The sequence below is a fragment of the Quadrisphaera setariae genome (assembly GCF_008041935.1).
Classification (GTDB): Bacteria; Actinomycetota; Actinomycetes; order Actinomycetales; family Quadrisphaeraceae; genus Quadrisphaera; species Quadrisphaera setariae.
Genome location: NZ_VKAC01000006.1, coordinates 128,945 through 148,618, shown reverse-complemented (window position 1 = coordinate 148,618; position 19,674 = coordinate 128,945). Strand labels below are relative to the sequence as shown.

Annotated in this window: 18 protein-coding genes and 1 tRNA gene; 6 read left to right on the top strand and 13 right to left on the bottom strand. The window is 75.6% G+C overall.

Features of this window, described 5'->3' with window-relative positions; all coding sequences use genetic code 11:
- Window positions 1-7: 7 nt before the first annotated feature.
- Window positions 8-610, bottom strand: coding sequence for a dCTP deaminase (dcd, locus tag FMM08_RS11295; protein WP_147926463.1), 603 nt, complete (start codon window positions 608-610; stop codon window positions 8-10).
- A 220-nt stretch (window positions 611-830) separates the two neighbouring features.
- Here dcd and FMM08_RS11290 point away from each other — a divergent pair, with 220 nt between their 5' ends.
- On the top strand, window positions 831-2,240 hold the full coding sequence (locus FMM08_RS11290; protein WP_147926462.1) for a TonB-dependent receptor: 1,410 nt from the start codon (window positions 831-833) through the stop codon (window positions 2,238-2,240).
- A 53-nt stretch (window positions 2,241-2,293) separates the two neighbouring features.
- Window positions 2,294-2,364, top strand: a tRNA-Gly gene (locus tag FMM08_RS11285).
- A 67-nt stretch (window positions 2,365-2,431) separates the two neighbouring features.
- On the opposite strand, the gene FMM08_RS11280 is transcribed toward FMM08_RS11285, so the two are convergent.
- From FMM08_RS11280 to FMM08_RS11260, 5 genes are all read right to left on the bottom strand, one after another.
- Window positions 2,432-3,163, bottom strand: coding sequence for a hypothetical protein (locus tag FMM08_RS11280; protein ID WP_147926461.1), 732 nt, complete (start codon window positions 3,161-3,163; stop codon window positions 2,432-2,434).
- A 92-nt stretch (window positions 3,164-3,255) separates the two neighbouring features.
- Window positions 3,256-3,477, bottom strand: coding sequence for a DUF6458 family protein (locus FMM08_RS11275; RefSeq protein ID WP_147926460.1), 222 nt, complete (start codon window positions 3,475-3,477; stop codon window positions 3,256-3,258).
- Window positions 3,478-3,626: 149 nt separating this feature from the next.
- Window positions 3,627-4,721, bottom strand: coding sequence for a DNA polymerase domain-containing protein (locus FMM08_RS11270; protein WP_147926459.1), 1,095 nt, complete (start codon window positions 4,719-4,721; stop codon window positions 3,627-3,629).
- Window positions 4,722-4,831: 110 nt separating this feature from the next.
- Window positions 4,832-5,164, bottom strand: coding sequence for an AzlD domain-containing protein (locus tag FMM08_RS11265; protein WP_222710675.1), 333 nt, complete (start codon window positions 5,162-5,164; stop codon window positions 4,832-4,834).
- Window positions 5,161-5,895 carry an AzlC family ABC transporter permease gene (locus tag FMM08_RS11260; RefSeq protein ID WP_222710674.1) on the bottom strand — a complete coding sequence of 245 codons (735 nt, stop codon included), beginning with the start codon at window positions 5,893-5,895 and terminating at the stop codon, window positions 5,161-5,163. Before FMM08_RS11260 ends, FMM08_RS11265 begins: the two co-directional genes overlap by 4 nt.
- 46 nt (window positions 5,896-5,941) lie before the next feature.
- Between FMM08_RS11260 and FMM08_RS11255 the strand changes: the two genes are divergently transcribed.
- Complete coding sequence (locus FMM08_RS11255) at window positions 5,942-6,529, top strand: helix-turn-helix domain-containing protein (RefSeq protein WP_147926457.1); 588 nt, start codon at window positions 5,942-5,944, stop codon at window positions 6,527-6,529.
- Window positions 6,530-6,543: 14 nt separating this feature from the next.
- Here FMM08_RS11255 and FMM08_RS11250 read toward each other — a convergent pair whose 3' ends face one another.
- Both FMM08_RS11250 and FMM08_RS11245 read right to left on the bottom strand, forming a co-directional pair.
- Entirely contained in the window at window positions 6,544-7,185 is a 642-nt protein-coding gene (locus tag FMM08_RS11250) for a LysE/ArgO family amino acid transporter (protein ID WP_147926456.1), read from the bottom strand.
- Between the two features lie 51 nt (window positions 7,186-7,236).
- Window positions 7,237-7,614 carry a hypothetical protein gene (locus FMM08_RS11245; RefSeq protein WP_147926455.1) on the bottom strand — a complete coding sequence of 126 codons (378 nt, stop codon included), beginning with the start codon at window positions 7,612-7,614 and terminating at the stop codon, window positions 7,237-7,239.
- A 156-nt stretch (window positions 7,615-7,770) separates the two neighbouring features.
- On the opposite strand from FMM08_RS11245, the gene FMM08_RS11240 reads away from it, so the two are divergent.
- Window positions 7,771-9,870 carry a sensor histidine kinase gene (locus tag FMM08_RS11240; RefSeq protein WP_147926454.1) on the top strand — a complete coding sequence of 700 codons (2,100 nt, stop codon included), beginning with the start codon at window positions 7,771-7,773 and terminating at the stop codon, window positions 9,868-9,870.
- A complete protein-coding gene (locus FMM08_RS11235) occupies window positions 9,858-10,517 on the top strand; it encodes a response regulator (RefSeq protein WP_147926453.1) in 660 nt (219 codons plus the stop codon). Before FMM08_RS11240 ends, FMM08_RS11235 begins: the two co-directional genes overlap by 13 nt.
- Before the next feature lie 106 nt (window positions 10,518-10,623).
- Here FMM08_RS11235 and FMM08_RS11230 read toward each other — a convergent pair whose 3' ends face one another.
- The 4 genes from FMM08_RS11230 to FMM08_RS11215 are packed head-to-tail and all read right to left on the bottom strand — an operon-like array spanning window position 10,624 to window position 17,919.
- Window positions 10,624-12,666 (bottom strand): NHL domain-containing thioredoxin family protein, encoded by a 2,043-nt coding sequence (locus FMM08_RS11230; RefSeq protein ID WP_147926452.1) that lies wholly within the window; start codon window positions 12,664-12,666, stop codon window positions 10,624-10,626.
- Between the two features lie 29 nt (window positions 12,667-12,695).
- On the bottom strand, window positions 12,696-13,742 hold the full coding sequence (locus tag FMM08_RS11225; RefSeq protein WP_147926451.1) for a Gfo/Idh/MocA family protein: 1,047 nt from the start codon (window positions 13,740-13,742) through the stop codon (window positions 12,696-12,698).
- The gene (locus FMM08_RS11220) at window positions 13,739-15,862 is read right to left on the bottom strand and encodes an alpha/beta fold hydrolase (protein ID WP_147926450.1); all 2,124 of its coding nucleotides are present in this window, start codon (window positions 15,860-15,862) and stop codon (window positions 13,739-13,741) included. The genes FMM08_RS11225 and FMM08_RS11220 overlap by 4 nt, the downstream gene beginning before the upstream one ends.
- Window positions 15,859-17,919, bottom strand: coding sequence for a bifunctional copper resistance protein CopD/cytochrome c oxidase assembly protein (locus FMM08_RS11215; protein WP_147926449.1), 2,061 nt, complete (start codon window positions 17,917-17,919; stop codon window positions 15,859-15,861). The genes FMM08_RS11220 and FMM08_RS11215 overlap by 4 nt, the downstream gene beginning before the upstream one ends.
- 96 nt (window positions 17,920-18,015) lie before the next feature.
- On the opposite strand from FMM08_RS11215, the gene FMM08_RS11210 reads away from it, so the two are divergent.
- On the top strand, window positions 18,016-18,822 hold the full coding sequence (locus FMM08_RS11210) for a hypothetical protein (RefSeq protein ID WP_147926448.1): 807 nt from the start codon (window positions 18,016-18,018) through the stop codon (window positions 18,820-18,822).
- A gap of 25 nt (window positions 18,823-18,847) precedes the next feature.
- On the opposite strand, the gene FMM08_RS11205 is transcribed toward FMM08_RS11210, so the two are convergent.
- Window positions 18,848-19,654 (bottom strand): carbon-nitrogen family hydrolase, encoded by an 807-nt coding sequence (locus FMM08_RS11205; protein WP_147926654.1) that lies wholly within the window; start codon window positions 19,652-19,654, stop codon window positions 18,848-18,850.
- Window positions 19,655-19,674: the final 20 nt, after the last annotated feature.

The window sequence follows — 19,674 nt, the reverse complement described above, 5'->3', positions numbered from 1 at the left end:
CCCGGGGTCAGGCCGGGTCGGGCACGGCGGGCCCGTGCACGTCGGACCGGTGGAAGTTGAGGAAGGAGCGCGAGGCCGTCGGCCCGCGCTGGCCCTGGTAGCGGGACCCGTACTCCGCGCTGCCGTAGGGGTGCTCCGCCGGGCTCGTCAGCCGGAAGAAGCACAGCTGACCGATCTTCATGCCCGGCCACAGCTTGATCGGGAGCGTCGCCACGTTGCTCAGCTCGAGGGTGATGTGACCGGAGAAGCCGGGGTCGACGAAGCCGGCCGTGGAGTGGGTCACGAGGCCCAGCCGGCCGTACGAGCTCTTCCCCTCGACGCGGCAGGCCAGGTCGTGCGGGACGGTCACCGCCTCGTAGGTCGACGCCAGGACGAACTCGCCGGGGTGCAGCACGAAGGCCTCACCCGGGTCCACCTCGACCAGCCGCGTCAGCTCGGGCTGCTCCTGCGCCGGGTCGATGACGGCGTACTTGTGGTTGTCGAACAGCCGGAAGAACCTGTCGAGGCGGACGTCGATGCTGGAGGGCTGCACCATCGCGGGGTCCCACGGGTCCAGCACCACGCGGCCGGCGTCGACCTCGGCGTGGAGGTCCCGGTCGGAGAGGAGCACGGCGCCACCGTAGTGGGCTCCAGTCACGGGCCCGACGCGCCGATGACACGTGCGGGTGACCAGACCGACGCCCCCGGTTCTGCCGGGGGAGGTGGTCGAACCGCCCTGGGCGCGCCATCATCGGCACCGACGAGTGCTGTGTCGACGAGGACCGCTCACTGCGAGGTCCGAGCCCCTGCCGGGGCCCGGGGGACGGACGGGGGACGACGGGATGGGCGGCATGGACGTCGGCGAGGACACGCTTCAGAAGGCGCTGAGGATCAACCTCGACCCGCGCTGGTACGGCACCATCGCCGAGATCGGCGCCGGCCAGGAGGTCGCCCGCTGGTTCTTCCGCGCGGGCGGTGCCGCCGGCACGATCGCCAAGACCATGTCGGCGTACGACATGGCCGTCTCCGACGCCGTCTACGGCCGCTCCGACCGCTACGTCTCCCAGGGCCGCCTGCAGGCGATGCTCGAGCACGAGTACACGCTCAACGTGGAGCGCCTCTCCGAGGCCCGCGGTGACGACACCTGCTTCTTCGCCTTCGCCGACACCGTGGTGGCGCGCAGCTACCGCGGCGGCAACGAGTGCCACGGCTGGATGGGCGTGCGCTTCCAGGCGCACCCCGAGGACGAGCCGAACGAGATCCTCATCCACGTCCGGATGCTCGACGACGACGCCGCGCAGCAGCAGGAGGCGCTCGGCATCGTCGGCGTGAACCTCCTCCACGCCGCCTTCTTCGAGCGCGCCGAGCCCGACCAGGTGGTCGCCAGCCTCCTCGACCGCCTCAACACGGGGCGCATCGAGGTCGACATGATCAAGTTCTCGGGCATCGAGTTCCGCAGCGTGGACAACCGCCTCATGGCCCTGCAGCTGGTGAACCTGGGCCTGTCCGGCGTGGCGATGTTCAGCGCTGACCGCGAGGTGCTCCAGCCCTCCGAGGCGCTGCGCAAGCGCCCCGTGCTCGTGGAGCGCGGCAGCTTCCGCCCGCCGACCAACGTCAACATCGACATGCTCGAGTGCGCCAAGCGCGAGTTCGCCAAGGACCCGGACGTGGCCGGCAAGCGGGTGCTCGTGCTCACCGAGCTGACGATGAGCAACCTGCTGGCGGGCGGCTCCAAGGTGGACCGGCGCGACTTCCTCGCCCGCGCCGACCTCCTCTCGGCCACCGGCAGCACCGTGCTCATCTCCAACTTCGCCGACTACCACCGGCTCGCGGCCTACCTGCAGGCCCGCACCAGCGAGCGCATCGGCATGGTCATGGGCGTGCCGAGCCTGGAGGCCCTCTTCCGCGAGGAGACCCACGCGCACCTGCCCGGCGGCCTCCTCGAGAGCTGGGGACGGCTGCTCAAGAACGAGCTGAAGCTGTTCGTGTACCCCAAGAAGGACATCGAGACCGGCGAGGTCGTGACCGTCGAGGACATGGAGGTCGGGGAGGAGCTCCAGCCCCTCTTCGACTACCTCTCGGGTCGCGGCAGCTTCGTGCACCTGGCCGACTACGACCCCGAGTACCTCTCGATCCTGTCCCGCGACGTGCTCAAGCGGATCGCCGCGCACGACGAGACCTGGCAGGACATGGTCCCCACCGAGGTGGCCGAGCTCATCTGCAAGCGGTCGTTCTTCGGCTACAAGAGGGACGCCGTCTGAGGCGTCCGGCCGGGCTTGCTACCCTGGTGGCGGTCGTCTCGACGAGGCGCCACGCGGACGTAGTTCAATGGTAGAACTTCAGCTTCCCAAGCTGATAGCGCGGGTTCGATTCCCGTCGTCCGCTCTCAGCACCACGAAGGCCCCCGCTCGGTGAGCGGGGGCCTTCGTCGTCGTCCTGAGGGGTGGCGGGGTCAGACGTCGAAGTCGCCGCCTCCGAAGTCGCCCCCACCGTCGAACCCGCCGCCGTCGAAACCCGCGTCGTCGTAGCCACCGCCGTCGTAGCCGGGGTCGCCGCCGTCAGCCGCCACGTCGGCCTGGGCGCCGTCCTCGAAGCCCTGGGCGTACTCGTTCTCGTCGAAACCGTCGAACATCGCGTCGGCGATGGCCGTGCCCACGAAGGCACCGGCGACACCGGCCAGCAGGCTGCCGCCGATGACCGCGCCCATGCCGAGGCCTCGGCCGCCGCCCATCCCGCCCATCCCGCCGCCGGAGAAGCTGCGCTCGAGCGTGCCGGGCTGGCGCATCTCGGCACGGGTGGCCATGCGAGCCAGGTCGCGCGGGTCGTCGGTGCGAGCGCGCTCGTTCGCGGGCACCTGGCTGCCCAGCTCGGACAGCACCTGCTGGCGCTGGGCCGGGGTGAGCTTGGCGAACGCCTCGGCGTGCGCCTGCTCGATCTGCTCCGGCGGGGCGGTGCGCAGCAGGTAGCGGTACCGCTCCACGGCGCGCTCGTCGTCGCTCATCGGCCGCCCCTGCGGCGCCCGCTGCTGCTGGCTGACGGGCTGGCCACCGGTCGGGTGGTCGGTGCGGTAGCCGGTCGGCTGGCCGTAGCCCGCCTGCTGGCCCGGCGCCGCCGGGTAGCCCGTGCTCGGGCGCTGGCTGGTGGAGCGGTCCTCGCGGCCGAGCAGTCGGTCCAGGAAGCCCATCGTGGTCACTCTCCTCGCAGGGCGGGTGGGCGTCGCCTCCACGCTACGTGCGGGGACTGCGCACCGCCTGCCCGCGGGCTGTGCGGGAGCGGTCAGGCGCCCGGCGGCACACCGTCGTGGCGCTCGACGTAGGTGCTGCTGGTGACGCGGCCCCGGCGGCGGCTCAGCGCCAGCACGAGCACCAGCGACAGCGCTCCCGCGCCCATGCAGATCCAGCCGATGGCGGTGAGGTCCACCGCCTCGACGCCGTCACGCACGCCGAAGGCGAGGATCGCGCCGACGACCAGCAGGAAGATGCCCGTTCCGAGTCCCATGACGTCGATGGTGGGAGCGCCGCTCGCGGCCACCAGCCGAGGTGGACCCCCTCACCCGGACGGGCGCGCCGCTCACCGCAACCGGTCGCCCGGTCGTGGTTCCAGCCCCTCCCGGAACCGCGACCGGTCGCCCGGTCGCGGTCCGGGGCTCAGCCCCGGGAGGGGTCCTCCGGGCCGCCGGGGCGGGCGCGGTCGCGGCTCGGCTGCACCCGCTTGGGCTCGCCGTCCTGCTTGGGGTGGTTGGGCGGGAACGGCATCTCGCCCTCACCGGCGGCGGCGTCGCGCTCGGCCATCTCCAGCAGCGGGGTGAGGTCGTGGTGGGCGTCGTCCAGGGCGCGCATCGGGTCCCCGCGGCGCGCCAGCAGCGCGGGGACGGTGGCCATGGTGAGGTCGTCGGGCTCGACGTCGGCCAGCTCCTCCCACGTCACCGGGGTGGAGACGGTCGCGCGGGGGGTGCGGCGCACCGAGTACGCCGAGGCGATGGTGTGGTCGCGGGCGTTCTGGTTGTAGTCCACGAAGATCGCGCTGGTCCGCTGCTCCTTCCACCAGGCCGTGGTCACGCGGCCGCCGGCGCGCCGCTCGACCTCGCGGGCGAAGGCGATGGCAGCGGTCCTGACCTGCTTGATCTCCCAGCGCGGATCGATGCGCACGTAGACGTGCACACCGCGGCCGCCGGAGGTCTTGGGGAACCCTGCGTACCCGAGCTCGGCGAGGAGGGGCTGGACGACGTCGAGCGCGACGGCGCGGGCCTCGGCGAAGCCGGTGCCCGGCTGCGGGTCGAGGTCGATGCGCAGCTCGTCGGGGTGCTCGACGGCGTCGGGGTTGTGGTCGGAGGCGCGGGTCGGCCAGGGGTGGAACGTCACGGTGGACATCTGGGCGGCCCACACCAGGGGTGCGGCGGCGTCGACGCGCATCGCGTCGGCGTGGCGACCGGAGGGGAAGGTCACCCGCGTGGTGCGCACGTACGAGGGAGCGTGCGGCGGGACGCGCTTCTGGTAGACCTCCTCGCCGTCCACCCCGTCGGGGAAGCGCTGCACGTAGGTGGGCCTGTCGAGCAGGGCGCGCACCAGCGGGCCGAGCTCGCCGTCCTCGCCGCGCTGCGCGACGGAGCGGTAGTACTCCACGAGGTGCCGCTTGGTGCCGCCGCCGGCGCCGAGCGCCGGGAAGACGACCTTGTCGGGGCTGGTGAACCTGACGGCGACGCCGTCGACGTCGAGCTCTTCGGCCGGTGCCTTCGGTGCCACGCGAGCACTCTGCGCTGCCGGGGCACCCCGCCGCACCTCCGACGCGCCCCCCTGGTGGGCACTTCGCACTCCACGTGCCCTGCCGGGGGGGGAGGAAGAGGAGGGGCGGGTCAGGGGAGGCCGAGCAGGCGAAGGAGCGCCGTGGTGGCGGCCGCCGCGAGCACCACGAGCAGGAACGGCGCCTTCCGCCACACCAGGACCCCGGCGACGACGACCCCGAGCGGCCGGGCCCAGCCCGCCGCCTCGCGGCCGTCGAACAGGGCCTGCGTCACCACGAGGCCCGCGAGCACCGCGACCGCCAGCCCGGCGAGCAGGGCGTCCGTGCTCTCCGCCCGGGGTCCGCCGCCGACGCGAGCGGCCAGCCACGGGCCGAGCAGGCGCAGCGCGAAGGTGGCGGCGGCCAGCAGCGCCAGGCCCACCCAGTGCTCCGGTCCCCAGGTCACCGGGCACCTCCCCGCGGCGACCGCGCGCGACCGGCGAGCACCCCGAGCACCGCGGCGACGGCGGGCAGACCGGCCGGGAGCAGCGGGACGGCAGCGACGGCGACGACGGCGCCGGTCAGCGCCGTCCGCCGGTCGGCCCGGGTGCGCAGCGCGGGCACGAGCAGCGCCAGCAGGACGGCGGGGAACGCCGCGTCGAGCCCGAGGGTGCCGGGGTCGACGGAGGCCAGCACGGTGCCGCCGAGCGCCGCACCGACCAGCACCCCGGCGTTCCACAGGACGAACAGCAGCACCCCGGTCAGCCAGAACGCCGCACGCCGCTCGGCGGGGTCGCGGCGCGGGAGGGTGAAGGCGGCCGACTCGTCGGTGAGCAGGTGCGCGGCCACGAGGCGCCGCCACCCGGTGCGGGGGACGATGTCGGCCACGCCCATCCCGAGCGGCACCATCCGCGCGTTCAGCACGACCCCGGTGAGGGCGGCGACCAGCGGAGACGAGCCGCCGGTGACCAGAGCGACGAAGACGAACTGGCTGGCGCCGGCGAAGACGACCACCGAGAGGAGCACGGGCACCCACAGCGGGGTGCCCGAGGCGACGGCCACCGCGCCGAAGGAGAGGCCGACGACGCCGTCAGCGGCGCAGACCAGCAGGACGTCGCGCAGGAGCGTCCTGTCGACCTCTCGGACGCGGTCAGATATCCGGTCTGCGATACCGACTGTTCGGTGTGACGAACGCACTCTGCGAGGATGGGTGCATGGGACGACGTTCGTCAAGGCGAACCGCATGACCAACGAACCGAACAAGGCGACGGCACCCGCCGGCGGCGGTGCGCCGATCGCCGCCATCGCCGCCGCGCTGCGCCAGCACCGGCAGCGGTCGGGGCTGTCGATGGGAGACCTGGCCGCTCGCGCCGGCGTCGCCAAGTCGACGCTGTCCCAGCTGGAGTCCGGCTCGGCCAACCCCAGCGTCGAGACGCTGTGGTCGCTGGCCACCGCGCTGGGGGTGCCGTTCTCCGCCCTGGTCGACCCGCCCGCTCCGGCCGTGCGCGTGCTCCGCGCCGGCGAGGGGCCCACGCTGGCCGCCGAGAGCGCGCACTTCCGCGCCACGCTGCTGGCGGCGAGCACGCCCGGCGTGAGCTTCGACGTCTACCGCATCGCCGCTGAGCCGGGCCCTCCCCGCAACTCCGAGCCGCACGCCACCGGCACGGTCGAGCACCTCGTCATCGCCACCGGCCGCGCGCTCGCGGGGATCCTCGAGGACCCGGTCGAGCTCGGCCCTGGCGACTACGTCGCCTACCCCGCCGACCTGCCGCACACGTTCCACCCCCTGGAGCCCGGCACCACCGCGGTGATGGTCAGCCAGTACCGCTGACCCCTGGGGCCCGGTCACAGGGCGCCGAAGACCTGGGCGGCGAAGCGCACCCCCACCACCACGACCACCGCGCCCGCTGCACGCTCCACCCAGCACCGCGCCCGCTCGACCAGCCGCGCCCGCACCGCCCGCAGCACCGCCATGAAGCCGGCGGTCCACAGCGCGGAGGCCGCGCACAGCCCGAGCACCAGCGCCGGCAGGTCAGCCAGCCGCGTCGCCGCGACCAGCCCGCCGAACAGCAGCGACGAGTCGAGCAGCGCCGACGGGTTGAGCCACGTGACCGCGAGCGCGCCCAGCACGAGGCGGCGCCGGCTCCACGACGCCGGGGAGCCCTCCGACGTCGTGGCTCCCAGGAGGTGTCGAGGACGACGACGGGGGCGGGTGCGCCACAGGATCTGCCCGCCCATGAGCAGCAGGACCGCCGCGCCGACGGCGAGGGCGGGCACCCGCAGTCCCGGTGCCGCGGACAGCAGGCGCCCGGCCAGGAGCGCTCCGGTGAGGGAGACGGAGACGTCGAGCCCGACCACCAGGGCGGCGGCCCCCCACGCCCTGGTGGTCGGGAGCTGGAGGCCCGCCTGGAGCAGGTAGGCGTTCTGCGGGCCGAGGGGTGCGGCCGAGGCGAGACCGACGAGCAGGCCGAGCACGAACGGGTCCACAGCGGGTCTCCCGGGGAAGCAGGAGGTGCTCGATCGGCAGCGAGGCCCTGCTCACGCCGCCGCTGCTCTGAGCGCCGCGGCGCGGCGGGCGGGGAGCACGAGCGCGACGCCGAGCAGCGTGAGCACCACGCCGGCGGCGATGGCCGCCTTGTAGCCGGCGGGGATGTCGGCGAAGAAGGCCGGGACGGCGGTCATGACGTCGAGCACCTGGCTGACCGCGATGAGCGCGACGCCCAGGCCGACCCGGCCGCTGCGCCAGCGCCAGACGAGCACCACACCGACGAGCGTGACGATGCCGAGCACGCCGGTGACCACGTTGATCACCACCGGCGCCGGGCCCATCGTCGGGTCGAGGAGCGTCGGGATGCCGGACAGGCCGGACAGGGCGTTGAGCACCAGGCCGGTGACGAGGGCTGCGGATCGCTTCACGGGAGACCTCCGGGCGGGACGACGACGGACGTGCTGCGAGGTGGACGCCGCCACCGTGGCGCCGGAGGGGCCGGCGGGTCTGCCGTGCGGCCACCTGACCGCGCCCCCCGTGCTGGCCCCCTGTCCACCGGCGCCGCGCGGTCCTACCGTCGGCCCGTGGCCGCGGAGCAGCTCCACCTGCAGGCCCGGACCGCAGCGCTCGGACCGGGCCTGGCCGCGGCGCTGACCTGCACCGCCGCCGCGCTGGCGTGCGTGGTCGCCACCGCCCGCCTGGCGCTGCTCGACCCCGTCGTCGTCCCCGTCCTCTACCTGGCGCTCATGGACCTCGTGGGGCTCGCCTCGCTCGCCGTCGCCGTGGTGGTCGGGGTGCGGCGCCCGAGCAGCCCCGTGGCGGCGCTGCTCGGCCTGCAGGGGCTGGTGCCGTGCCTCGTCGGGGTCAGCGACGCCTGGACGGCGCTCGTCACCGCACCCGCTCCGGCGCTGGAGCCGACGCCGTGGGGTGCGGCACTGGCAGAGGCCAGCTGGATGGCCTGGTACGTCCCGCCGGCGCTGCTGCTGCTCCTGTTCCCCACGGGCCAGCTGCTCAGCCGCCGGTGGCGCCCGGTGGCGGTGGGCGTGGTGGCCGTGCCGCTGGCGCACCTGGCGGCGCTGCTGCTCGTGCCAGCGCCGAGCACGCACTTCCCCGGCGTACCCGCACCGCTCCCGTTGGGACCTGCGGTCAGCGCGGCGGCGACGGCGGTGTGGACGGCGGCGCCGTTCGCGCTGCTCACCCTGCTCGTCGTCTCCCTCGTGGCGGCTGTGCGCCGGTACCGGCGCAGCGCGGGCGTGGAGCGGGCCCAGCTCACGTGGTTCCTCCTGGGCGCGACGCTCGTGCCGCTGACGCTGCTCCTGTGCTGGCTGTCCTCCGTGGTGCTCGACGGACCGGACCTCGTGGTACCGGGGCTGGTGGCGATCGGCGTGGCGATCCCGGCGGCCACGGGCGTCGCGGTGCTCCGGCACGACCTGTACGACGTCGACAGGGCGCTCGCCGCCACCACCACGTACGCGCTGCTGTCGGCCGCGCTGCTGGGCGTCTACACGCTGGCGGCGTTCGTGGGCGGGCTGTGGCTGGGGCGCGACTCCCCGGTGCTGGCCGCAGCGACCACCGCCGTGTGCGCCGCTGCGCTCTCCCCCGTCCGAGCGCGCCTGCGGCGGGTGGTGGACCACCGGGTCGACCCGGCCCGGCACCGCGTCCTCAGGGCCGTGGCCTCCTTGGAGGCGCGCGCCCACGCCGGGCTGGTGCGCCCGGAGCAGCTGCAGGCGGTGCTGGCGGAGGCCTTCGACGGGCCCGTCCGGGTCGGCTACCGGCTCCCCGGCGGCGGTCCGGGCGACCCGCACGTCGACGCCGACGGGCTTCCGCTGCCCCCGGTCGCGCCGGAGGAGCAGGTCGTGCCCGTCGAGGTGGCCGGCGAGCCGGTCGGGGTGCTCGTGGCACCCCCCGGACCGTCCAGGGTGCTGCTGCGGGAGGCCGCCGCGGCCAGCGCGCTCGTCGTGGAGGTGGTGCGCCTCCGCGTGGGGCTGACCTCGGCGCTGAGGGAGGTCGCCGAGAGCCGGCGGCGTCTGCTGGCCGCCTCCCTGGAGGAGCGCCGCCGCCTCGAGCAGGACCTCCACGACGGCGCCCAGCAGCGCCTCGTGGGGCTGGGGATGTCCCTGCGGCTGGCGCAGCGGCACCTCGCCAGCGGTGCTCTCGACGTCGTCGGTCCAGGGGCGGCGCCGGGCGGCCCCCTCGACGGGGTGCTCGACGGGGCGGTGCAGCAGCTGGCGACGGCGGTGGCCGAGCTCCGGCAGGTCGCGCACGGACTGCGCCCCTCCAGCCTCGGCGACGGCCTGGGGGCGGCCCTCGGCTCCCTCGTCGAGCGGGTGCCGGTGCGGGTGGACCTGTCCGTGGACCTCGACGACGACGACGGGCCGGCCGGTGGTGGGCCACGGGCCGTGCCGGAGGCGGTGGCCACCACCGCCTACTACGTGGCCAGCGAGGCCGTCACCAACGCCGTCAAGCACTCGGGCGCGGCGAGGATCGGCGTCACGGCGGCGCGGCGGGCGGACCAGCTGGTGGTGCGGGTCAGTGACGACGGCTGCGGCGGAGCGGCGCTGCGCCGGGGCACCGGACTCGCGGGCCTGGCGGACCGAGTGGCCGCCGCGGGCGGTGAGCTGCACGTGGTCAGCCCCGCCGGCGCCGGCACGGTGGTGGAGGTGCGGCTGCCGTGCGGATCGTGATCGGGGAGGACTCCCCGCTGTTCCGCGAGGGTCTGGCGGCGCTCCTGGAGGACGCGGGCCACGCCGTCGTCGGGAAGGCGGGCGACGCGCCGTCGCTCCTGGCAGCGGTGGAGGAGCACGAGCCGGACCTGGCGGTCATCGACGTGCGGATGCCACCCGACCTCACCGACGACGGCGCCCGCGCCGCCCGGGAGCTGCGCCACCGCCACCCGTCGCTGGGGATCGTCCTGCTCTCGCAGCACGTGGAGGTGCGGCACTCGGTGGAGCTGGTGAGCTCGGGGCGCTTCGGCTACCTCCTGAAGGACCGTGCCCTCGACGTCGACGACTTCCTCGACGCCCTGCGCCGCGTCGCCGCGGGCGGGTCCGCGCTCGACCCGGAGGTGGTGGGCCGGCTGCTGGGCGGGCAGGCGCCCGGCACGAGCGGTGCGCTGGGGTCGCTGACGCCGCGGGAGCGCGAGGTGCTGGCGCTCATGGCGGAGGGGCGCACCAACGCCGGGATCGCCCGGCGCCTGTGGCTGACGCAGCGGACCGTGGAGGGTCACGTCGCGTCGATCTTCGGGCGGCTCGGCCTGGTGGTCACCGACGACGACCACCGCCGCGTGCTGGCGGTGCTGGCGCACCTCGGCCACGCCGCCCCCTGGCGCTGACCCGCCCCTCCCGCGCCCCCTCATCCCGCACTTTCCGCGGAAGCTGCGCCAGGCACCCCCGTCCATTCCGCACTTGCCGCGGAAAGCGCGAGAAGGGCTCGGAGGGTCAGGCGCCGCGCAGGTCGAGGGCGAGCTCGGACGGACCTGAGGGGTCGAGGACCACGGGGATGCCCCAGTCCTGCTGGTACAGGTGGCACGCGGCGAACTCGGGCACCTCACCGGTCACCGGGTCGCCGTCGCACGCGGCGGCCTGCACCGAGACGTGCAGCACGCCCGTCGCCCCGGGATGCAGGGCGGAGCTGTCGATGACGAGGTCGCGGGTGAGCCCTTCGGCGTCTCCGGCGCCCGCGCTCAGCAGGGCCGGCGGCGAGGAGGAGACCACCAGGCGCGTCGGGTCTCCCCAGCGGTGGTCGAGCTTCTGCCCGGTCGGCGGGGTGAACGCCACGCGCAGCGCCACGGGGCCCGGCGCCAGCGGCGTCGGCGGGCGCTTGACGCGCTGCGCCTCCCCCGCCAGCTTCGACGCTGCCGCCGGCACCTGCAGGCGGGTGAGACGGGACGCAGCGCTCTCGACGACGACGAAGGTCGCCGCTCGCCCGTCGTCGTCCAGCTCCACCGCCACCGCCGTCGGCTCCGCGAGGTCGCGGGCCAGCGTGGTCACCTCGCCCGCGTCGCCCCCCAGGGGGTCGTAGCGGCGCAGCGCGCCGTTGTACGTGTCAGCCACCACCACGGAGCCGTCGGGGAGCAGCGCGATGCCGAGGGGGTGCTGCAGCAGCGCCTGAGCGGCCTCGCCGTCGCGCAGGCCGAACTCGAACAGGCCGGTGCCCACCACGGAGCCGACCTCGTAGCCGGCGCCCGCGACGGGCAGGACGTTGGCCATGCGGTCGTCGTCGACGGCCTTCACCTCGCGGTCCACCTGTCCACCGGTGGCGCCGCCGGAGCGCTCCAGCCAGCGCAGCGCCGACGTCTCGGAGTCCAGCACCCACAACCGCGAGCCGTCGGCGGAGGTCTCCAGCGCGCCGGTCTGCGCGAACCACGCCTGCTCGGCAGCGCCGTCGCGCAGGCCCTCGGCGGTGGTGCCGGCGAGCACCCGCACCACGCCGCCCGTGGCGTCCACGGCGCCGGCCGGGCCCGCCGGGGCCGGGTCGAGCGCCCACAGCTGGTGCACGCCGGCCATGGCGATGACCAGCTGGTCGTCGAACCAGGCGGTGTCGAGCGGGGTGGACAGGTCCTGCTCGAGCGCGGGGCCGCCGCCCTCGCGGCGGCGCAGCTGCCGGCCGGTGCCCGCCAGCGTCACCAGCGACAGGTCGGCCAGGCGCAGCCCGCGCACGGCGTGGTTGGTGGAGTCGGCCACGGCCACGTCCCACCCCACGCGCGCCGCGACGTCGGCGGGCAGCAGCGTCAGGCCCACCGGCTCGGACAGGCGGGCCTGGTCGGGCCCGCCGTCCACGAGGCCGCGCTCGCCGGTGCCGATGCGGGCGCGCTCGGTGGCGAGGTCGTCGTCGAGGACGACGAGCTGGTGGTGGGCGGTGTCGGAGAGCAGGTAGCCGCCTCCGGCGGACGCCGGCAGGGGCAGGAGCGCCGTGGGCAGGGCGAAGGCGGAGTCGGGGGCGGGCGGCGCGACGTAGGGCTGGTCGCCCCGACGCAGCGTGCCCTTGGCCTCGTGCTCGGCGACGAGCTCGCGCAGCAGCACCCCGAGCCCGTGCGCGTGGCCCTCGCCGCTCATCGACGCGACGACGTAGCCCTCCGGGTCGACCACCGCCAGCGTCGGCCAGGCGCGCGCCGCGTACGCCTGCCAGGTGGTCAGCTGCGGGTCGTCGAGGACGGGGTGGCGCACGTCCCAGCGCAGGACCGCGGCGTCGACGGCCTCGACGGTCCCCTCGTGGGCGAACTTCGGGGAGTGCACCCCGACGACGACGAGGACGTCGGCGAACTCGTGCTCCAGCTCGCGCAGCTCGTCGAGGACGTGCTGGCAGTTGACGCAGCAGCTGGTCCAGAAGTCGAGCAGCACGATGCGGCCGCGCAGGTCGGCCAGGGACAGGTCGGCACCGCCCGTGCCCACCCAGCGGCGGCCCACGAGCTCGGGGGCGCGGACGCGGCTGCGCTTGGCGGACTGCTTCGGAAGTCCATGATCACGGACGGGAGAGGTCATGGCATGAGCTCCAGCGAGGGTGTTCGTGGTCAGACGAGGGCGGTGTCGTCGTCGCGGTGGACGGCGCCCAGGGCGTCGAGGGCGGCGTCGAGCACCTCCGCGACGGCGACCGAGTCGGACATGGGCATGACCGGGCTCTCCACGAGTCCGGCGGCCAGGCACTCGTGGACGTGCTCGACCATGTGGACGTAGCCCCGGCCCGTCACGGGCAGGTCGACGACCTCGCTGGGCTCGTCGTCGCGGCCGGCACCGTCCGCCCACACCTGCAGGTGGGACGGCTTGTGCAGCGGCCCGGCCACCTCGATGCGGCCCTTCGTGCCCGTGATGGTCCCCGCGCCACCGGCGTGGGCGAGCAGCGTGGAGCCCAGGCGCGCGGTGCGGCCGCCGCCCCAGTCGAGCAGCAGCGAGGCCTCGGCGTCGACGCCGTTCTCGGCGAGCACGCCGACCGCGTGGACCGCCCGCGGGGAGCCGCCGAAGACGCCCTGCGCGAAGGACACCGGGTAGACGCCGGTGTCCAGGAGGGTGCCGCCGCCCTGCTCGGGGTCCCACAGCCGGTGGGCGGGGTCGTAGGGCAGCGCGAAGCCGAGGTCGCCCGCCACCGACCGCACCTCGCCGATGACGCCGCTGCTGAGGATCTCGCGGAGCCGGACGTGGTTGGGCTGGAAGCGCGCCCACAGCGCCTCCATGACGAAGACGCCGCGCTCGCGCGCCAGCTCCGCGAGCCCGCGCGTGGCCGCGGCGGTGCAGCCGACGGGCTTCTCCACGAGCACGGGGAGCCCCGCCTCCACGCACGCGCGGGCCAGCGCCACGTGCTGGGCGTGCGGGGTGGCGATGTAGACGGCGTCGAGCCCGGCCTCGCTCGACCTGTCAGCGCCGGCCTCGATGAGCTCGCGGTAGGAGCCGTAGGAGCGGGCGAAGCCGTGCTCGTCCGCGAAGGCGGCCGCACGGCCGGCGTCGCGGGAGGCGACGGCGGCGAGCTCCGCGCCCGGCACGAGCGCGATGTCGCCGCTCACCGTGGCGGCGATGCCGCCGGTGGCGAGCACGCCCCAGCGCACGTTCGTGGTCCTCGTCGTCATCCCAGCTCCTCGGGTGCGGTCCACGGCCGGCCCAGCACGTGCTGGTCCAGGAAGGCGAAGACGGTGGCGTACCAGAGCCGGGCGTTGCCGGCGCCGAGCACCCAGTGGCCCTCGTCGGGGAAGAGCAGGAAGCGGTGCGGCGACCGCCCGTCGGGTTCCGTCGAACGGCTCAGCAGGTCGTACCAGAGGCGCAGCGCCTCCCCGACCGGCACGCGGTCGTCGTCGTCCCCGTGGATGACGAGGACCGGCGTGGTGATCGCGTCGGCGTGGTCGTGCGGGGAGTTGTGGCGCACCATCTCGGCGGTCATCTCCCTCGCCCACTCCGCGGGGAAGTCGGTGGTGCCGGAGAACTGGTCGAGCGCCCACAGGGAGGCGTGCGTGACGATCGCCCGGAACCTGTCGGTGTGCCCGGCCACCCAGTTGGCCATGTACCCGCCGAAGGAGCCGCCCATCGCGGCGGTGCGCTCGGCGTCGACGTCGTCGCGGGCCACGGCGGCGTCGGTGATGGTCATGAGGTCGGTGTAGGGCTCGGCGCCCCAGCGCCCCAGCCCGCGCTCGATGAAGTCGAGGCCGTACCCGGTGGACAGGGCGGGATCGGGCAGGAGCACGGCGTAGCCGCGGGCCGCGGCCAGCCACGGGTTCCAGCGCCAGCTCCACGCGTTCCAGCTGCTCAGCGGACCGCCGTGGATCCACAGCAGCAGGGGGGCGGGACTGTCGGGGCCGGCGCCGTGCGGCAGCGCGAGCCACGCGCGCACCGGGGTGCCGTCCTCGGCCGTGGCGGTGACCTCGGTGAGGGTGCCCGGCAGCTGCGGGCCGGTCGCGTCCCAGGCGCCGAGCGCGTGCGCGGGCGCCGGCAGGACCTCCGGCTCGCCGCCGGCCGCGGGGATGCGCACCGGGGTCGGCGGGGCGTCGACGGCCGCGCGCAGGGCGTAGACCCACTGGCCGTCGGGGGAGGCGACGACGTCGGAGTAGGCGCCGTCGTCGGCGGTGAGCCGCTCCGCCCCGTCGGCGGAGGACCCGTCGACGGCGAGGCGGAAGACCGGGCAGCGGCCGCCGTCGTCGGCGGTGACGAGCAGCGCGGTGCCGTCGGGGGTCCACGTCAGCGACGCCGGCCAGCGGTCCCACCCGGCGGCGAGCACGAGGCTCTCCCCGGTGGCCGCGTCGACGACGACGACGTCGACGTCCATCGAGTGCGACGGCGTCGCGCGCCTCCACCGCAGCACCGCGACGCGTCCGCCCGTGGGCGCTGCGACGGGCGCGGTGTGGTCGTGGGAGACGTCGTCCAGGAGGGTCCGGCGTTCCCCGGTGGCGACGTCGACGGCGACCAGGCTGGTCCGCGAGTCGCCGCGCGCCTCGGGGACGTGCCACTCGGTGACCACCGTCGAGCCGTCTGCGGTGATCGTCCAGGCGGGGTCGTCGGGCAGGGCCGCACCGACGTGGCCGGTGAGGTCGCGCAGCTCCAGGCGGTCGTCGCCGCTGCCCGAGCGGCCGCCGGTTCCCGACAGCACCGCTCCGACGTCGACCCCGTCTCCGGAGGCCGCCACGAGGAGGCGGTGGCGGTCGGGGCCGAGGTCGTGGTCCCAGTTCCGCACCGGGAGGGCGTCGTGCAGGACGCCGGTGGTGCGGGTGTCCTTGCGGAGCTTCCGCAGCCGAGCGTCGTCGGCGGCGTCGGTGGCCGAGGGCAGCGTGGGGCTGCCGAGCAGCACCGTCCCGGCCTCGCGGGCCACGACGACGCCCGCGACACCGCCCGGGCGCACCGCCACCTTCCGCGCTTCGCCGCCCGCTGCCGGCAGGCACCACAGCGCGGCCGGCGCGTCGTCGCCGTCGTCCTCCGCCGCGGCGGGGTCGGGGCGGGCGGAGGTGAAGAGCAGGTCGCCAGAGGGGGTGAAGGCTGGTGAGGACTCGCCCTCGGCGCCGCGCGTCAGCCGCCGCGCCGGGCGCCGGCCGGTGGGGTCGACCTCCCACAGCGCCGTGGTGGAGCCGCCCCCGCGCTCGTCGAGCTGGGAGACCGCGGTGACCAGGCGGGTGCCGTCCGGGGAGAGCGCGAGACCCCCCGTGCGGGGCAGCCGGGTGTACGCGACCAGGTCGGAGAAGGGCGTGCCGTCGGGCGTGCGGCTCATCGCTCCTGCCTACCAGCACCCTGGGTCGCGCTGTCAGGGGAGCCACCGGACCGGGCGGCCAGCATCGCGTTGTAGGCCGCGAGCTCGGCGTCCCCGTCGCGGTCAGCGGCGCGGTCGCGGCGGCGGGTCTCGCGCTCGTCGCTGCGCGACCACTGCACCGCCAGCACGATGGCCAGCACCAGGGTGGGCATCTCCCCGATGCCCCAGGCGATGGCGCCGCCGGTGCGCTGGTCGGCCAGGGCGTCCACGCCGAGGCCCAGGCGGGAGAACCAGTCGGCGGCGAGCAGCTCGTTGCCACCGGTGAGCGCCACCCCGAAGAAGGCGTGGAACGCCATGGTGGCCAGCAGCAGGAGCAGCCGCAGCGGGTAGGGCGGGTTCCAGGCGCCGGGGTCCACCCCGATCACGGCGGACGCGAAGAGGTACCCGGTGAGGAGGAAGTGCACCTCCATGAGCTCGTGACCGAGGTGCGTGGACAGCGCCAGCCCGAACAGCGGGGAGTAGTAGAAGACGATGATGCTGCCGGCGAAGAGGACCGCGGCGACCACGGGGTGGGAGACGAAGCGCGCCCACCGGGAGTGGACGAGCACCATGAGCCACTCGCGGGGACCGCGGCTGCCGTCGCGCCGCTTGGGGAGGGTGCGCATCGCCAGGGTGATCGGCGCACCGGCCACCAGGAGGATCGGCGCGACCATCATGATCGTCATGTGCGCCACCATGTGGGCGCTGAAGAGCAGGTCGATGTAGGCCTGCGGGCCGAACGACGTCGCCCACGCCAGCACCGCGACCCCGGCGAACCACGAGACGGCGCGGCCGGCCGGCCAGCGGTCGCCCCGGGCGCGCAGGCGGGCCAGGCCCGCCGCGTAGGCGACCACCAGGGCGCCGCACACCACCAGCCACAGCAGGTCGGGGGCGGGCTGGAGCAGCAGCCGCAGCGGGGTGGCGGGCAGCGGCGGCACCACGTCGCTGGTGAGCTGCTCCGCCAGCGAGCGCGGACCGCCGTCGGCGCCGGCGGGCGGGCCGGTGCGCACCATCGCGACGGCCACGCCGACCGCGGCGGCCATGACGAGCACCTCACCTCCCACGAGCCGCCAGAACGGCGACGGCGCTCCCGCGGCGCTCCTGCCCCGCTCGACGGCGCCGTCGAGGCCGGCGATGGCGCTGCGGCGGTGCAGCCACCCGGCGACCCCCAGCGCGAGGGCGGCGGCCGTCTTCACGCCGAGCAGCGCCCCGTAGGGGCTGAGCAGGCCCGAGGCCGTGGCGCCGATCTGCACCCAGCCGTTGGCCAGGCCCGAGACGACGACGAGCGCGAACGCCCCGAGCGCCATCGCGGAGTAGCGCCGCACCACCACCGGGAGGCTCCGCCCGAGGTGCGGCCCGGCCACGGCGAGGGCGACCAGCCCGCCGAACCACACCCCGACGCCCAGGGCGTGCAGCCACCAGCCGGACACCGCCGTGTGGTGGCCGCCCTCCGCGCTGCCGTGGCTGCCCAGGGCGATCGGCACCAGCGCCGCGGCGGTGAGGAGCGCCGCGACGGCGGCCGAGGCCGGCGTGGCGGTGCCGAGGGCCACGAGCGTGCCGGCGAGCACCGCCAGCACAGCGGTGGCCAGGAGCGTGCGGCCAGGGGGGACCTCGGTGAGGAAGTAGCCGATCTGGCTCCCCAGGCCCGCGCTGCTCAGGGGCGTGCCGGCGATGTCGGCGAACGACAGGACGGGCTGGACGACGGCGGTCAGCACCCAGGCGACGGCAGCGCCGGAGGCCAGCCGCGAGACCGCCCGCCAGGCGGGGGAGCCGGGCACGAGCGCGAACGCCAGCAGGACGAGCGACCCGAGCACGGTGGAGACCGCGAGGTCCCCGGTGGTGCGCAGCACGGGCAGGCCCCAGCGCACGACGGGCCCGGCGTCGCCCAGCACCCCGGGCACGGCCGCACCGGTGGCCACCATCGACACGACCACTGCCACCAGGGCCGTGGGGAGGCCCAGCACGAGGGCCAGGGCGACGGGGGAGCGACCTGCGCCGTCGACGTCTCGGACAGCCGTCGCGTCCCGCTCGAGCACCACCCGTCGAGGGTATGCCGCCGAGCCGACACCCCGGGGACGTCCAAGAACTTAGGCAAGCCTTGCCTATTTCCTCGGGCCCGGTCCACACTGGCGCCCGTGACCGCCGCCTCCCCCGCCTCCACCGACCTCCTGACCGCCGCGGTGACCGCGCGCACCGTGGCCGCCGGCTCCGGCGTCGCCGTCCTCGCCGTCGCCGGCTGGCGCAGCCACGGCGTGCTGCACGGCTGCGACGAGCAGGGCCGCGTGGTGCTCCTCCTGCCGCCCGACGCCGTGCTGCCCGACCTGCCGCCGGTCGGCCCGCACCCGGGCACGTGCGTGCTGGAGGTGGAGCGCAGCGCCGCCCTGCCCGATGCGACGGTGCCGCTCGCCAGCGTGCAGGTCTGGCTCGAGCTGGAGGAGGTGCCCCCCTCGGAGCGCCCGGCGGCGCTGGAGCTGCTGGCCGCGTGCCACAGCCTGTCCGAGGCCCTGCGCAGCTGGCGCGGGCGCCGGCTGCTGCGCGGCACCGTGGAGCACGCCCACTGCCACCGGGCACCCCGCTGCGAGGAGGTCGACGCCGAGGAGTTCGCCGCGGCCGTCCCCGACCCGGTGGCGCCCTGGGAGGCGGACGCCCTCGAGCGGCTGCGGGTGGACCTGCGCGAGGAGCTGCTCGACGGGCTGCGCCGCGCCAGCCCCGCCGCCCGCTCCCGCATGGTGCTGGACGGACCGGCCTGGCGCGGCACCTCCGACCTGGCCGACGTGCTGCCCGTGGCCGTCGACGAGCGGGGAGCCACCGTGCTCGGCGTGCTCTCCGACGGCGACCGCCTGCACCTGCGGCTGCCCTTCCCCTCCGCACCGCACGACGCCGACGACGTGGTGGACCTCACGGCCACCGCCCTGCACGAGGCCGTCGCCGCGACGGCCTGACCGGGCCCGGCCGCTGGCCCGCTCGCTACAGGCGGCGGTCGGCGAGCACCGGGAACTGCTCCCGGCAGCGGGCCACCTCGCCGAGGTCCACCTCCACGCGCAGCACCTGCTCGTCGGCGTCGGCCTCGGCGAGGTCCTCGCCCCACGGCGAGACGACGGCGCTGTGGCCCGCCATCGGCGTGCGCGCGTGCGTGCCCGCCGTCCCGACCGCGATGAGCACCACCTGGTCCTCCACGGCGCGCGCACGGGTCAGCAGCCGCCAGTGCGCCAAGCGCGCCGCCGGCCAGGCCGCGGGCAGCAGCACGAGCTCGGCACCGAGGTCCACCTGGCGGCGGAACAGCTCGGGGAAGCGCACGTCGTAGCAGGTGGCGAGGCCGGTCCTCACCGCCTCGCCTTCCGGTCCGAGGGGGAGGTCGACGACGACGACGTCCTCACCGGCCTCCATGAGCAGAGGCTCCCCCGCCCCGAAGCCGAACCGGTGGACCTTGCGGTAGCTGGCCAGCAGGGCGCCGTCGGGTCCCAGCACCACCGAGGTGTTCCACAGGTGGCGCCCCTGCGGCCCGGGCTGCTCGGTGCGCTCCACCAGCGAGCCCCCGTGCACCACGGCACCGGCAGCGCGCGCGGCGTCGGCCAGGGCCCGCACGGTCGGCCCGTCGAGCGGTTCCGCTCGCCGCTCCCACTCGCGGTAGGCGAAGCCGCCCGGCGCCCACAGCTCGGGCAGCACCACGAGGTCGGCGCCGCGCTGGTCGGCCACCAGCTGCGCCACGCGGTCGACGCGGGCGGCCACCGGCTCGTCGTCGTCGTAGCCGACCTGCAGCACGCTCACCTGCACGGTCCCCTGCTGGGCACTGG